The sequence below is a fragment of the Prosthecobacter fluviatilis genome (assembly GCF_055388355.1).
The window spans coordinates 576,660-590,966 of sequence record NZ_AP043782.1; the positions used below are offsets into that span (position 1 = coordinate 576,660).

General features: G+C 61.3%; 13 protein-coding genes. 4 read left to right on the plus strand and 9 right to left on the minus strand.

The features are described 5' to 3' along the window. Positions 1–12: 12 nt before the first annotated feature. The gene (locus ACZ5WW_RS01995; protein WP_377169532.1) at positions 13–981 is read right to left on the minus strand and encodes a D-alanyl-D-alanine carboxypeptidase family protein; all 969 of its coding nucleotides are present in this window, start codon (positions 979–981) and stop codon (positions 13–15) included. A gap of 105 nt (positions 982–1,086) precedes the next feature. Between ACZ5WW_RS01995 and ACZ5WW_RS02000 the strand changes: the two genes are divergently transcribed. Further along, positions 1,087–1,503 carry a ketosteroid isomerase-related protein gene (locus tag ACZ5WW_RS02000; protein WP_377169534.1) on the plus strand — a complete coding sequence of 139 codons (417 nt, stop codon included), beginning with the start codon at positions 1,087–1,089 and terminating at the stop codon, positions 1,501–1,503. Positions 1,504–1,627: 124 nt separating this feature from the next. Here the strand turns inward: ACZ5WW_RS02000 and ACZ5WW_RS02005 are convergent, their stop codons facing one another. The 3 genes from ACZ5WW_RS02005 to ACZ5WW_RS02015 form a co-directional block, all read right to left on the minus strand. Next, positions 1,628–3,064, minus strand: coding sequence for a Gfo/Idh/MocA family protein (locus tag ACZ5WW_RS02005; protein ID WP_377169536.1), 1,437 nt, complete (start codon positions 3,062–3,064; stop codon positions 1,628–1,630). A 57-nt stretch (positions 3,065–3,121) separates the two neighbouring features. Beyond that, the gene (locus tag ACZ5WW_RS02010) at positions 3,122–4,810 is read right to left on the minus strand and encodes a sulfatase (protein WP_377169538.1); all 1,689 of its coding nucleotides are present in this window, start codon (positions 4,808–4,810) and stop codon (positions 3,122–3,124) included. A gap of 167 nt (positions 4,811–4,977) precedes the next feature. Beyond that, positions 4,978–6,459 carry a sulfatase family protein gene (locus ACZ5WW_RS02015; protein ID WP_377169540.1) on the minus strand — a complete coding sequence of 494 codons (1,482 nt, stop codon included), beginning with the start codon at positions 6,457–6,459 and terminating at the stop codon, positions 4,978–4,980. A gap of 82 nt (positions 6,460–6,541) precedes the next feature. Between ACZ5WW_RS02015 and ACZ5WW_RS02020 the strand changes: the two genes are divergently transcribed. After that, positions 6,542–8,056, plus strand: coding sequence for a Gfo/Idh/MocA family protein (locus tag ACZ5WW_RS02020; RefSeq protein WP_377169542.1), 1,515 nt, complete (start codon positions 6,542–6,544; stop codon positions 8,054–8,056). 126 nt (positions 8,057–8,182) lie between these two features. On the opposite strand, the gene ACZ5WW_RS02025 is transcribed toward ACZ5WW_RS02020, so the two are convergent. Genes ACZ5WW_RS02025 through thiD form a run of 3 tightly spaced genes read right to left on the minus strand, consistent with a single transcriptional unit; the run spans position 8,183 to position 10,298 of the window. Beyond that, positions 8,183–8,392: a hypothetical protein gene (locus tag ACZ5WW_RS02025; RefSeq protein WP_377169544.1), complete on the minus strand. Its 210-nt coding sequence runs from the start codon at positions 8,390–8,392 to the stop codon at positions 8,183–8,185. Next, positions 8,392–9,489: a S41 family peptidase gene (locus ACZ5WW_RS02030; RefSeq protein ID WP_377169546.1), complete on the minus strand. Its 1,098-nt coding sequence runs from the start codon at positions 9,487–9,489 to the stop codon at positions 8,392–8,394. The genes ACZ5WW_RS02025 and ACZ5WW_RS02030 overlap by 1 nt, the downstream gene beginning before the upstream one ends. Beyond that, positions 9,486–10,298, minus strand: a complete 813-nt coding sequence (gene thiD, locus ACZ5WW_RS02035; protein ID WP_377169548.1) for a bifunctional hydroxymethylpyrimidine kinase/phosphomethylpyrimidine kinase — start codon at positions 10,296–10,298, stop codon at positions 9,486–9,488. Before thiD ends, ACZ5WW_RS02030 begins: the two co-directional genes overlap by 4 nt. A 90-nt stretch (positions 10,299–10,388) precedes the next feature. Here thiD and ACZ5WW_RS02040 point away from each other — a divergent pair, with 90 nt between their 5' ends. Beyond that, positions 10,389–10,769: an ApaG domain-containing protein gene (locus tag ACZ5WW_RS02040; protein ID WP_377169550.1), complete on the plus strand. Its 381-nt coding sequence runs from the start codon at positions 10,389–10,391 to the stop codon at positions 10,767–10,769. 36 nt (positions 10,770–10,805) lie between these two features. Continuing rightward, complete coding sequence (locus ACZ5WW_RS02045) at positions 10,806–11,471, plus strand: GIY-YIG nuclease family protein (RefSeq protein WP_377169552.1); 666 nt, start codon at positions 10,806–10,808, stop codon at positions 11,469–11,471. Between the two features lie 24 nt (positions 11,472–11,495). Here ACZ5WW_RS02045 and ACZ5WW_RS02050 read toward each other — a convergent pair whose 3' ends face one another. After that, a complete protein-coding gene (locus tag ACZ5WW_RS02050) occupies positions 11,496–12,257 on the minus strand; it encodes a formylglycine-generating enzyme family protein (protein WP_377169554.1) in 762 nt (253 codons plus the stop codon). A gap of 10 nt (positions 12,258–12,267) precedes the next feature. Beyond that, complete coding sequence (locus ACZ5WW_RS02055; protein ID WP_377169556.1) at positions 12,268–14,289, minus strand: prolyl oligopeptidase family serine peptidase; 2,022 nt, start codon at positions 14,287–14,289, stop codon at positions 12,268–12,270. Positions 14,290–14,307 lie beyond the last annotated feature (18 nt).

Consider the following 14,307-nt stretch of genomic DNA (forward strand, 5'->3'; position numbering starts at 1 on the left):
CGTCCGTGTCTTTTAAAACTGATCAAGCATCTGGCGCTTGTCCGTGATGGGGCGGCCGGCCGCGAGCCAGCGGTCATAAGCTGCCCAGCCCTGGTGAAGCAGGGCACGAGCCTCGCCAAAGGGGTTGGGTGAGCCGAGAATGACGACGACCATGCGGTGGCGGTAGATGAGGCTGGAATTGTCTGCCTGCACCTGGACGCTGGAGGGCTTTTCAGCAGAAAGGACGACACAGCCTCCGGACCGTGGGGTGCTGCTGGCCTTGATGCCGTCAATCCGGTCCACTCCGAGGAGCTGGTTGGTGTTGTTCAGCGTGACGCTGAGCTGCTGCCCGGCGCGGTAGATGGTGATGCTGCGGCTGGACTGGTTGGTGTAGAACCGCAGGGCGGGGCGTGACACTGCGTAGATCGCGAGCCGTGCGATGTCCGCGGCGGTGGAGTAAGGCAGGGGGCGTGAGTTTTCGAGGCCGTGAGGATTGGTGAAACGGGTGGCACGTGCGCCTTCGCGTTTGGCAAGCTGATTCATCTGCTTGACGAACTCCTCCATGGGGTGGCCACCACGGCCAAGGCGGGCCAGATGGTCTTTGCCGACAAAGTCGCCCAGCGTGATGGCGGCGATGTTGTCCGTGCTCATCATGGTGGCGTAGAGGAGGTCCCGCAGGGTGACCTGGTCTCCTGGCTGAAGGCCGATGGTGCCCGCGTCGGAGATCTGGAAGGCGTAGGCGGGGACGGTGGCCAGCACGCCGACACCGACTTTCGAGGCTGCGGCCCAGTCCAGGGTGACCATGGCGGTGGCGATCTTGGCAATGCCGCCCACGGGGCGCTTTGCCTGCGCGTCTGCGGCGACATGGACTTTTTTGTTGAAGGAATCGACGACCATCACGGCGGACTGCGCCCTGAGGGCTGCGCCACCGGTGAAGAGCGTCAAACTGATGCCGAGGATCAATGCGCGGGAGTTTAACCACGCCATGCTGGGGGAGAACATAGACGGCTGATGTTTAGCCTTCGGAGGCGGTACCGCAACCGTGGATTTCCCAACATGATTTTCTAATTTGACGCTGGCGCTGGCGAATTCATGCTCAGCGCCTCCATGGCAACTCTTCAGCAGCAGGCTCTCGCACTCATTCACACCTACTACACCACCTTCAATGCAGGCGACCGGGAAGCCTTTCTGGCGCTGCTGACGGATGATGTGGTGCATGACATCAATCAAGGCGGTGCCGAGACGGGGCGTGCGGCCTTTCAGGCCTTCCTCGAACGAATGGACCGCTGCTACCGTGAGCAGGTGTGCGACCTCGTCGTCTTCGCCTCCGAGGACGGTGCACGCGGTGCGGCTGAGTTTTTCATCGAGGGGGAATACCTGGCGACGGACGAGGGGCTGCCACCCGCCCAGGGGCAGCGCTACCGGCTGCGAGTCGGGGCGTTTTTCGATCTGAAGGACGGCAAGGTCAGCCGTGTGACTAACTACTACAATCTCCAGGAGTGGCTGCGGCAGGTCGGCGCATGAGCTGCCCAGGCACGCTGTCTGCAAAATATCGGGTGCCTGCAGACAGGTGGCATGGGCTCCCAAGCTGGCAAAGCCTGCCAGACTGAGTTTTTAGCGAATGGTCAAAGGCGAGGCGGGGGCTGCATTATCCCAGCGTCCATCCTTGGCGGGGCACCCGGCTGAGGAAGCGATTCGCGTCTTCATTGTTGGTGATGCGCATGGATTTGGCATCCCAGATGATTTTGCCTCCGGCCCGATGGGCCACATTGCCAAGGTGGTTGGCTTCGGTGAGCGGGCCGGCATAGCTGAAGGGGCTGCCGGTGGGCGTGCCATTGCGGATGGCGGCGAGGAATTCGGCGTGCTGGCCGGGGGAATCGGCGATAAAGGGCTTGGGCGCCTGGAAGTCTTTGAAGGTGGCCTCGGGCAGCAGGACGTGCTTGCCGTAGTCGGAGAGCAGCATGCCTTTGTCTCCCACAAAAAGAACGCCGCTGCTCCACTTGCTGATGAAGGGATCGTTCTTCCACACGTCGGGCTTGTCCGCGCCCTGGTGCCAGTGGACCTTGCATGCGGGCATGTCGCCACGCGGGCCATACTCATACACCGCATGCATGGATGCCGGGGCGATCTCCGGGTGCGGTGGCGGGCCAAAGGCCTCCACGCTCAGCGGTGCGTCGAGCTTTAGCGCCCAGAAGGGGAGGTCGTTCCAATGGCTGCCGAGGTCGGACATGGTGCCGTTGCCAAAGTCCCACCAGCGGTACCATTTGGGGCCCGGGAAATAGACGCTGCTGTAGGGGCGCATGGGGGCAGGCCCGATCCACAGGTCCCAGTCCAGATAGGGCGGCGGTGTTTCCGCCACGGTGGGGCGCTCGGTGACGTGGATGATGTCACCGTTTTTCTCTGCGTCCTCCTTGCTCTGCAGCCCCCAGGCGCGTGAGACGCACACGTGGGCTTCGGTCACTTTGCCGATTGCGCCGCTTTGGATCAGCTCCACCACGCGGCGGTAGTTTGGCATGCCGTGAATCTGGGTGCCCATCTGAGTGACGACCCCGGCTCTGGCCGCCGCCTCGGTGATAAGGCGGGCTTCGGCGACGTTGTGAGAGAGCGGCTTCTCACAGTACACCGGCTTCTTCATCAGGAGCGCGGGCAGGGTGGCGTAGGCATGCGTGTGCTCGGTGGTGCTGACGACCACGGCATCGATCTCACCGGCGCTGAGGGAATCGTAGAGCTTGCGGAAGTCGCGGAACTTCTGCGCCTTGGGAAAGGCGGCACCTGCGCGGTCGAGGTTTTCGCCGTTCACATCGCAAAGAGCGACAACATTTTCACGTGGCTCGATGGGAGCCGGTGGCTGTGCACCGGCGTCGGGCTTGGCGGCGTTCTTGCCGCGTGGTGGCGTGTAGAGCGCCATGCCGGTGAGCTCCTTGATGTTGGCGGCCCCGCGACCGCCCACACCGATGAACACGAGGTTCAGCTTTTCGTTGGGCGACTTTGAGCTGACAATGGCGGGGAATCCCAGGGCCGCAGCAGCGGTGGCGCTGCGGGTGAGGAACTGACGACGGGACGAAGCGGGCTGGCGTGTGCTCATGGTTGTGCCATTACAACGCTCTTCAGAGACGATGTTTCCCGGGAAAATGGCGGGGTGCTACTCGGTCTGCTTTTTCTTTTTTCCTTCGCCTGGCTTCTTGGGCTCGTTGAGCGGCTTGTCGGGATCGTACTTTGGATTGTGTTCCGGGAGCTGGGCTCCGGTGTCTTTGAGCCAGGCCAGGAGTTTGTCGCGCAGCTGCATGGCGCGCACGGAGTCAAAGGGCGCGCGGTTGTCCTCTTCGCCGGCATCCAGCTTGAGGTTGTAGAGCTCCACATGATTGTCCTCGTGGAAGAGGATGAGTTTCCAGTCGCCTTCACGAATGGCGCTGTAAGGCCGTGCGCTGCCGGGGTGGTAGTGCGGGTAATGCCAATAAATGGCCTGCCGTGCGAGAGTGTCTGTGCCACCGAGCAAGGGCAGCAGCGACTCGCCATCGACGATCTGGTCTTTTTTGAGCGGGGTCTGAGTGGCGGCAAGTAGCGTGGGTACGTGGTCGTAGGTGATCACGGGCACATCGCAGGTGCTGCCGGGCTTCACCAGACCGGGCCATGAGACGATGAGTGGGATGTGCACGCCGCCCTCATAGGCGCTGCCCTTGCCCAGGCGGGCCGGGCTGTTGTCCGTGGGGCCACGGGACCAGCCCTGGGGTTTGACGAGATGGCTGAGACCGCCGTTGTCGCTGGTGAAGATGAAGAGAGTGTTTTCGCTGAGCTTGAGCTCATCCAGCTTGGCGCGCAGTTTGCCCACGCTGTCGTCGATGCTTTCGACGAGTGCGGCGTAGACGGGATTGGAGTGACCTCCGGCTGCTTTTTTGGCCTGATACTTGGCGACGACTTCGGGCTTGCCCATGATCGGTGTGTGGACGCCGTAGTGCGGCAGGTAGATGAAGAACGGCTTCTCCTTGTTTTTTTCGATGAACTTCACCGCTTCATCGGTGAGGCGGTCGCTCAGGAATTCATCTTTGGGGCCATCTGGCAGTGTGGAAATCTTGTAGGGCGAGAAATAGCTCGGCGGGGAGCCGATGTGCATGCCGCCGATGTTTACGTCAAAGCCCTGCTTGGTGGGGTAAAACTCTTCTTCGCCCAGGTGCCATTTGCCGATGCTGGCGGTGGCGTAGCCGCGTGTCTTGAGCCGCTCCGCGATGGTCTCCTCCTCCAGCGGGAGCTGCATGGTCCACTTGGGGACTAACAGGCGCCCGTTGTCCGGCACATGGCCTGCAATCCAGTCGGTGAGGTGCAGACGGGCGGGTGATTTGCCAGTCATCATGGCCGCACGTGTGGGGGAGCAGACGGTGCAGGCCGAGTAGGCCTGGGTGAAGCGCATGCCGTCCTGCGCGAGCTTGTCGATATGGGGTGTCTCGTAATACTTCGAGCCATAGCAGCCGAGGTCCGTCCAGCCCATGTCATCGATGAGCATGACGATGATATTGGGCGGTGAACCAGCCGGAAGCTGAGGCACCACGGGCACCTTGACCGGCGGTGGAGCGATGGGGGGCAGGGGAGCGGGAGAGGGTGCTTCTGCAGGAGGAGCTACAGCTCCGGGAGCGGCGGCTCCTGAGGGGCTGGGCGCACCATTTGCCGCAGGTGCCTGCGGTGGCGGAGGGGCTGGTGCCGGGGGAGTTGCTGGTGGGGAGGCTGCCGGAACGGTCTGAGGCTGCCCCCCACTGGCCGCAGGCACAGGCGCGGGATCTGGTGTCTGGGCGGTCAAAAGACTGGCACTGCAAAGAAAGGCGACAAGGAATCGAGGCATGAAAGGTAGGTGGTAGTTATTTAAATGAGACGCTGTCTCATTTCTTGGGATTTGACAAGGGCAGATGCGCTCATGGCTCGGAATTTCGCAAAATCGGAAGACTCACGGGGCGCTGGAAGCGAGCCCGGGCTTCTTCTTTACTGAGGGCCAGGCTCAGGTCTGGGCTCTCACCGGATCTTCGCATCCGGCAGCTCGCTCTTCACGCCTTCATCCAGCGGCATCTTGTCGGTCTGTGCGTCGAGGCCGGTGGCGAGCATGAGTTTGGCGAGCTCGGCCTGAAGCTCCTTCACCTTGTCGGCGAGTTCGGGTTTGCCGATGAGGTTTTTGGTTTCGCCGGGGTCGTTTTTCAGATCGTAGAGCTCGGCCATGTGCTTGTCTGGTGAGCCGTCGCCATGCGGGTAGTGGATGTACTTCCAGTCGTCAGTGCGCACGGCGCGGACGTTGGGCGTGTAGGGGAACTGCTTTTCGTAGTTGTAGTGGTAGAACCAGCTTGTGCGCCAGTCGGGATCGCCGCCCTGCACCAGCTTCACGAAGGATTTGCCGTGAATGTTTGGCAGCGCGGGAGCCCCGCACAGCGCGAGCAGGCTGGGGGCCACATCGACGGTAAGCACCTGCTGCTGGATGACCTTCTGCACTTTGCTCAGCTGGGGCGCGCGCACGATGAGCGGAATGCGCAGGCTGGCCTCATGAGCGGTGCGTTTGTCCACCATGCCGTCCTCGCCCTCCAGCAGGCCGTTATCTCCCATGAAGACGATGATGGTGTTTTCGAGCTGCCCGGTCTGCTCCAGCCAGGCGCGCACGCGGGCGATGCTGTCGTCCACGCTGAGGATGGTGCCCCAGTAGCCGTGCACCATGTTTTCAAAGTCCTTCACGGCGGCGGGGCTGTCGTCGGGGAATTTTTTCCGCCACTCAAACAACGGGCCGTAGATGCCGTGCCAGGTGTAGAGGCGCTGCTTGATCCAGGCTGGCTTGTCATCCAGCATGAAGGCGGTGGCGGGGTAGGGAACGCGCACGTCGTCAAAAGCATGCTCGTACTTTGCCTCGGGGGTGTAAAAGCTGTGCGGGGCTTTGTGGCCGATGCAGGCGCACCAAGGCTTGCCGTCCTGCTGCTGCTTGAGCCAGTCCAGCGCGAGGTCGGTGACGACGGTGGTGTAGTAGCCTTTGATGACCTCGCGCTTTTTGCCGTTGAGGTTCCACTCGGTGTCGAAGTATTTGCCCTGGCCCTTGTGGGTCACAAACGTGTCATAGCCGGCGCGCGGGTCGTCGTTGTTTTCGCCCATGTGGTATTTGCCAAAGTAGGCGGTGGCGTAGCCGGCGTCATGCAGCACGGAGGGAAAGCTGCGGAGTGTGGCGGGGTATTCGGTGAAGTTGTCCGTCACGCCATGCGCATGGGCATACAGGCCGCTGAGGATGGAGCCGCGGCTCGGAGAGCACAGCGAGGTGGTGCAGAAGGTGTTGGCAAAGCGCACGCCTTCATTGGCGAGGCGGTCGATGTTTGGCGTCTTTACATGAGGGGAGCCATAGCAGCCGAGCGCATTGGGGCGGAGGTCATCGCAGAGGATGAAAAGGACGTTCGGCTTTGCCGCGAAGGATGACGTGGCATGCAGAAGAGCGAGAGCGGAAAGCAGCAGGGAGAGAAGGCGGGTCATGGTCTTATGCGTCAACGAAGGGATGGGGCTGCCTTTGTCAAAAAGGAAAGGCCCCGGCTTGTGTGGCGTTTTTCTTCACGCCATGACCAACCGCCGCTCCTTCCTCAAACAGTCTGCCGCCGCCTCCACCGGCGTGTTCTACATCGCCAAAACCTCCTGGGCGCAGAAGAGTCCCGGAGACACTGTCAACGTGGCCGTCATCGGCTTTGGAGGACGTGGGGGCTCTCACATCAGCGGGTACAACAAGCTCAACAAGGACGGCGAGGGCGTGCGCGTCGCCGCGCTGTGTGATGTGGACAGCAAGGTGCTCGACAAAGGACTGCAGTCCTATGACAAGGAAAAGATCAAGGTGCAGGGCTACAGCGATCTACGGAAGCTGCTGGAGAACAAGGACATCGACGCCGTGAGCATCGCCACGCCCAACCACTGGCACGCGCTGGCCACCATCTGGGCCGTGCAGGCGGGCAAGGACGTGTATGTGGAGAAGCCCGTGTCCCACTGCGTGTGGGAGGGGCGGCAGATGGTCAAGGCCGCGCGCAAGTACGGCAAGATTGTCCAGACAGGCACGCAGTCGCGCTCCAGCCGCAAGGGCATCGGTGAAGCGGTGAAGTATGTGCAGGCGGGGAATCTTGGGAAGATCCTGCTCTCACGCGGTCTGTGCTACAAACGTCGCAACAGCATCGGCAAGGCTGAAGGCGAGCAGCCAGTGCCTGAAACCATCGACTACGATCTCTGGTGCGGGCCTGCCCCGAAAGGCCCCCTGACACGCAAAAAGCTGCACTATGACTGGCACTGGACCTGGGCCTACGGCAACGGCGACCTCGGCAACCAGGGCATCCACCAGATGGACATTGCGCGCTGGTTCCTGGGAGAGATGGAGCTCTCCCCCAGTGTGTGGAGCGTGGGCGGACGCCTGGGCTATGAGGACGACGGCGAGACCGCCAACACGCAGATCATCTACCACGGCTATGAAAAGGCACCGCTTATCTTTGAGGTGCGCGGCCTGCCGGATGCGAAGGACGGCAAGAACATGGACAAGCTGATGCAGACCAGCAAGGGCGTGAAGTTCCAGCCTCTGCCGGGCAAGGACGGCAAGGAGGGGGTAGCCGGTGCCGGTGTGGGTGTCATCGTCGAATGCGAGGGCGGCAGCGTCGTCGTGCCAAACTACTCCGGCGCTGTCATCTTTGACAAGGAAGGGAAGGAGATGACCAAATTTGAAGGCAGCGAAGACCACTTCAAAAACTTCATCAACGCCTGCCGCAGCCGACGTGTGGAAGATCTCAATGCTGACATTCTCGAAGGACATCTCTCCAGCGCCCTGTGCCATACGGCCAACATCAGCCATCGCCTCGGCCAGAAGGAAAACCCTGCGGCCATTCTGGAGAAGATCAAAGGCGACAAGTTTGCGGAGGAAAGCTTTGCGCGGATGAAGGAACACCTGGGCAAAAACGAAGTGGATCTCGCGAAGGACATGCTCACGCTCGGTCCCGTGCTGAAGATGGACGGCAAGACGGAGCGCTTCATCGATCACGATGCCGCCAACGCGATGCTCAAGGACAAGTATCGCGCGCCGTTCGTCGTACCGGACGAGGTGTGAGGCACCCCACGCACTCTGGGCTGGCGCTCAGCGGCAGCAGCTCCTGATCACCTGTGGCTTGCGTGCGGAAGCATTCTGCACGTCAGGCGGGTGCTTGGGTGGCGGTGTGGTGAGGGAGCGTCGTGCTCAGGCTGCTCCCAGCATCTCGCCGTATGAGAAGTCGCACACGTGCATGCTCACGCGCACGGTCGCACCCTCCTGCAGCGGGAAATCGGGCTGGTGCTTCTGGGTGGTGCCAAAGATCTCTTTGCCATTCGGCAGCACGGCATGGCAGGTGCGCGGACTGAGCACACGAAGGATCGTGGCGGTGGTTTCAACTCGGGTGATAATCTCCATCACTTCGTCACGGGTATGGCACGGCGTGCCGGTGGTTCCTGTCTGGCGGGTGTTTTTGGGTTCCAGTCGATCTTGGCCGATTGAAACAGGGTGCGCGTGGTGATGAGGTCCACTGCACGCTGCAGCACGGTGTCGGAGGGGTGTGGTGTGTCCTCGGGCAGGGCCTCACCTGCAGAGCGCTTGAGATAGGAATCAAGCTCGGGGTTGGTATTGGCAACGAGTGCGGCCTCGTTGAAACGCGGGCGCGGCCTGTCTGTGATGGAGGTTTTGACGTCCTTGGCATCCGTGGCGTGGTAGACCTGGCGCTTGAGGGAGACCGGCATGGAGACGGGGAAATCTGGCTGCAGGCCTTTTTTGAAGACCGAGCTGTCGTCTGCCAGCAGCACCTCGGCACGGGCAAAGCGCAGTGACCATTCGGCATCCACAGGAACTGTCTCATAGCGCACCGCGCCGCCACGTGTGGGCGCACCGATCAGGAGCGCCTGCTTCCGCTGACGCAGCACGGCGGCCATGGTTTCGCCGAGGTTGTTGGTCTCGTCATCCACGAGGACGAGAAGCTGCCGGGACCAAACAGGCTCGCGGGTGTTGGTCTCCACCTCGGAGGCGGTCTGGCCCATCTGCTTCATTTTGAAAAGCACTTCCCCTTTGGGAATGAAGAGGCTCAGCATGTCTGCGGCATCGTTGAAGTTTCCCGGCGGTGCCGGACTGCGCAGGTCTAGGATGAGATGCTCCACCTTCTTTTCGACGAATCCGGCGAGGTTTTTTTCCAGTTCCTCAGTCTCCCGTGCGGTGAATTCGCGGGGGCGCAGGTAGCCGGTCTGCGGGCTGAGCAGCTCGGCCTGCACACCGGTGAGAGCGCCGGATTTGGCCGTGGTGGTGCGGGCCACCAGCTCTGCGCCAAAGTCCAGGCGCTGCAGCAGGCCGGAGAGTGCGGCGCGGTTCAGCACGTCAAAGGTGAGATCACTGCTGCGGATGTATTCCTTCTGCAGAATGCGAAACGCCGTCTGGATGCCCGCCTGGGTGATGTCCTTCGGCTCTGTGCTGCTGGCGGCAAAGGCGGAGGTGGTGAGGCTGAAAATGAGGGCGAGTCGTCTCATGCGGCGGTCTGCTGGAGATGATTGAGAGCATGTACGGGGCCTGCGCCAGCACTTTGCCACAGGAAATGCTGGGAGATCGCCCGGCTGACGAACGCCTTGGCCTGAGCCACGGCCTCGTTCAGCCCCAGGCCCTGCGCCAGCCCGGTGGCGATGGAGGCGCTGAAGGTGCAGCCCGTGCCGTGCGTGCGCACCCCCGGTGTGCGCGGGGCGCTGTGCCAGAAAAATTCGCCGTCCAGATAGAGCACGTCGGCGGCGTCTCCCTGCAGGTGTCCGCCTTTGACGAGCACGGCGGCATCAAAGCGCCCGCCCAGCTCACGGGCGCAGGCTTCCATGCTGGCTGGGTCATTAACTGGGCGGTCCCACAGCACGCGGGCCTCGTCCAGATTGGGGGTGATGAGTGTGGCGAGAGGGAGCAGTTCGTCGATCAAAGTGCGCACGGCGGCGTCTTCGAGCAGTTTGCCGCCGCTGGTGGCGATCATGACCGGATCAACGACCAGCGGCAGACGTCCGTGACCGAGCTGATGCCAGGTCTCGGCCACAGCATGCACCTGGGCCTGCCCGCCGAGCATGCCGGTTTTGGCAGCGGCAATCGGGAACCCGCCAAACAGCACACGCATTTGATCCGAAATGAAATCGGCATCCAGCAGCCGCACCTGGGACACAATGCCGGGGGTCTCTGAGACCACGCTGGTCAGCGCATTCAGGCCGTAGCCGCCGAGGGCGGAGATGGCCTTCAGGTCCGCCTGAACACCCGCCCCGCAGGAAGAATCTGAGCCGGCGATGGTGAGTACGACAGGTGGGGAAGGCATGAGAGTGGTGGTGGCAGGGATGGTAGGAGTCCGGCTGCTTTTTGCAAACCCCGGCTTGTGGCATCCTGTCTATGAATTAAACTGCCGCCCATGAATTTCGAACCTCTGCCAGGACTCACGGTCACGGTGGACAGCATCGCCTATGATCCGACGCGACCTGCTCCGCCGGACCGGCCCCATCCGTTTGTGTATCACCTCTCGATCCACAATGCCTCACCGGACATCGTGCGCATCTTCGGCCGCAAATGGATCGTGAGAGACTCCGATGGAGACACGATGGTCGTCGAAGGCGACGGCGTCGTCGGCCAGTTCCCCAATCTCTCGCCGGGGGAGACTTTCAGCTACAACTCCTACCACGTGATCAAGACGGAGAGCACGGCCACCGGGTCGTTCTTTGGCACGACGCCGGATGGACGACGGGTGTGCACGAAGATCCCGCCGATTGAGATGCATCCGCCGCTGATGGTGTGAGGTTGGAAGTTGTTATGCTGTCGATGCGTGTTTGCCATGGGTAAGAAGCTAACAATTTACATGCTTGATGGTATCCCGACCGGGGCGATGACAGTTGAAATTGGCAACTGGTCCGGGAAGGCAATCTTTTCACCCCTGAGTAAGCTGAAGAAAATTGTTGAACGGGCAGAGTTTGATGGCCCTGGCGTCTATTTTTTAAAGAGTGCATCTGAATCTTCTGACTTTGATGATTCGATTTATATCGGCGAAGCAGAAGTTTTGCGAGCACGACTCAAAAGCCATATAGCAAACCGAGATTTTGAATCCGTGATTTGCTTTATCAGCAAGGATGAACTCCTGACCAAGGCGCATATTAAATTTTTGGAGTCCAAACTTATCTCGCTAGCCAAAGCCGCGAATACATCAAAGCTCGAAAACACAAACAAACCGAGCCTTCCGCGCATATCGGAAGCCAGTAAAACCGTTTCTGACTCCATCAGTGAAGGTTGGATCAGACTTCGAACCAAGTTGTCCGACGCTGGAATCCTTGTTGTGAAAAATGATCGATTAAGTTTTGCTGAGGATGCGGTTTTTTCGTCTCCCAGCGCCGCTTCCTCAGTGGTGCTAGGTAGGCAATCTCCAGGGCCTATAGTGTGGATCGATTCCCACGGCCGGACATACAAAGAGAATCAGGAGCAGATTTCAGACGAGACGCTTGATTGACTGGACGTGGCTTGTTTCTGAGTCTCACTCCTTCTCACATACAATCCGAAACCCCACGCTGTCCAGATGCACGTTGTGCGGGTCGGGGCCGCGGAAGGAGGCGAGGAGGCGTTTTTCGCTGCCGGCACGGAAGGAGCCGCCGCGGACGATGCGGAGGGTATTCCCTGGTGGGTCATACCAGCCGTCCACCCATTCCCACACATTGCCGGCGAAGTCGTGGAGGCCGTTTGCATCGGCGGGGTAGCTGCCCACGGGAGCAGTGTCGGCGTGGCCGTCGTCCACCTCCAGCCATTTGGCGTCGTAGCTGTTACGGTACTTTTTGCCGAAGGCCTCGTCGCAGAAGTTGCCGGAATCCTTGGTGAGCGGCCCAGTGCCCCAGTGGTGCACGCTGGGGCTGGGTGGCTGCTGATTGGGGGCGATCTTCGGGTCTTCTTTTAGACCGGCGAGCAGGCTCCATTCCTGATCGGTCAGCAGGCGGTACTTGCGGCCTTCCTTCTTGCCGAGCCATTCGCAGAAGGCCAGAGCCTCGGTGTAGCTGACATTGAGAGCGGGATGATCCGGCGTCTGTGGAAAGTCGGGCTTTTTCCACTCGACGTTTGTCGCGGTGGCAAAGGGCTGGTAGTCGCGCACCCGCGTCTCATAGCGGCAGACGAGCACACCGAGGCTCGCGACGCGGACGAACGGCATCTCCAGGCTGTTCGTGAATGCGGTTTCAACCTTGGCCCCCTGGCCGCTGGCGCAGTGCGTCAGCAGCAGGAGGACAAGGACAGTGAGAGCGCGCTGCATAACCGGCGGCTTACTTCTTGGCGGTGGGGGCGGGCTTCCATTCCCAGCTCTCGCCGAAGAATCCAGCGTCGCTGATGCCGCCTGGGGCCTGGCTGGTCCTGGGCTTGGTGATGTCGATCACCGCCCAGTCCGGCAGCTTGGCCACCTGGCGTGCGTTGTTGAGGTAGTCGTACTCGCGGTAGGTGAAGCTGCTGTTGAGCACGACATACTTCGTGGGATTCAGCGGGTTCGGGTAGATCAGCACGGGCGCGCTGGTCGCGGCATCGTAGGTCTTGCCATTGGCCACCAGCTTGTCCTTGGACCACTGGATGGGCAGCTTGTCGGCGATCTTGGCAAGAACGGCGTTGCTCTGCGGATCGCCCCACAGAACGAGGTTGTTGGCGGCGATGTCGGCATCGTTGATAGCGGTGTCGTCTTTGGTCGGGGCATCGCCACGGAACTGGCGGCGCCATTCAAACTGCGCGCGCTCCAGTTCGGCCTTGGCCCAGGTGTCCACTTTCTCTCCAATGCCGGGCTTGGTGGGCTTCACAAACAGGAACTTGTCCATGAAGGCGTCGTCGATAGGGCCTTCAAGCCCGTGCTTTTTGATGAGCTTGCCGTCGCCGTCATTGTCCAGCGTCTGCGCCCACTTGCCGTTCTTCAGCTGGAAATGCACCAGCCAGGAGCGGTCCACCTTTGGGCGGGTGACTTCCAGGAGCTGGCCGTCGATGCTGACCACGGGCTTGAACAGCAGAGGCATGGGGCAGGTGCCGGAGGCCATGTCCAGCGTGAAGGCGCTGATGTTCTGCAGCTTGATGGTGATCTCCGACGGACCGGTGATGCGTGCATGGATGCGGCCGCGCTCCCAGTGCTGCTCCAAGGCGTCCACCGTGACCCAGAACATGCGGTTGTAGCGCAGGAACCAGGTGGAGAGATGCACCTCCTTTGGCGTACGATTGCGGCCCACGGCGGCGATGCTCGCGAGGCGCTTCTCGATTTCGATGAGCGAGTCGGGATGAATCTTGTGCGCGGTCTGCGGGCCGATGATGTGCAGCAGGTCCACGTTCTCTCCGCGCAGCGCTTTCTCCATCATGTCGGCGGCCTGCTTCTGTTTGTCGATCTCGCCGCTGTAGGCCACAGTGGGGCAGTTTTCCAGGTTCAGGGCGTTGTCCGTGGCATTGTACCAGTGCCAGAGCTTTTTCTGGTACCAGGGTGCGCCGCTCACGTCTTCGTTCTGAAAGCCACCGAGGAATTCCGGTGTCTCGGAGAATCCGGCGCCGGGATTGGCACCGCACCATTTGTCCGCGTAGTTCACGGCAAACTGCCATGCTGCCGCGCCGCCCATGCTGAAGCCGCGCACGATGATGCGGTCTTCATCAATCGCGTAAAATTTGGACGCGTGGTCGATGGCTTCGAGCAGGTCGATCTCACCGGCAAACTTGTTGGCGCAGCAATAGCGGCCGTAGGGGTGCAGCACCAGCGCGCCCTTGGGCGCGATCTGGCCCACCTGTTTGCGGCGCTGATCCACGAAGGAGAGTTCGCTCAGCGTCTCGCCACGTCCATGGCACCAGATGTCCATGCGGACCGGAGCTCCCACGTAGCTCTCCGGGATGATCATGCCATACGGCTGCACCGAGCCGTCGATCTTGGAGCGGTAAGCGCGAACCACGAGTCCCTTCTGCTTGGTCCACGGGGCCTGTCCGCCTTTGAACTGCTCGGCACGCTGCAGACCTTCAGCGAGGATTTCATCGGCGCTCTTCAGTTCGCCGAGCTTGTGTACCTCATTGTAGCGCAGTGCCCAGTCCACTGCCTTGTGGTAGATCTCGATGTCCGGCAGCAGATCGGCGAGCTGTGGGTTTTTCGCCTGCGCCTTGGCGGCGTCGTCGATGGCGGCGCGAAGTTTCTTCAAACCTTCCGTGAGCCGAGCGCGGTCTGCATCGGGTACGGCCACGCCGGGAGGCGGCACCGGACGCACATTTTCGGCGGAGTTGTCCTTGGGGCCGTCGGCCAGGGCGGCGCTAAGTGCGAGGAAGGGGAGGAGGAGTCGCTTCATGGTTGGGAGAAGAGAGAA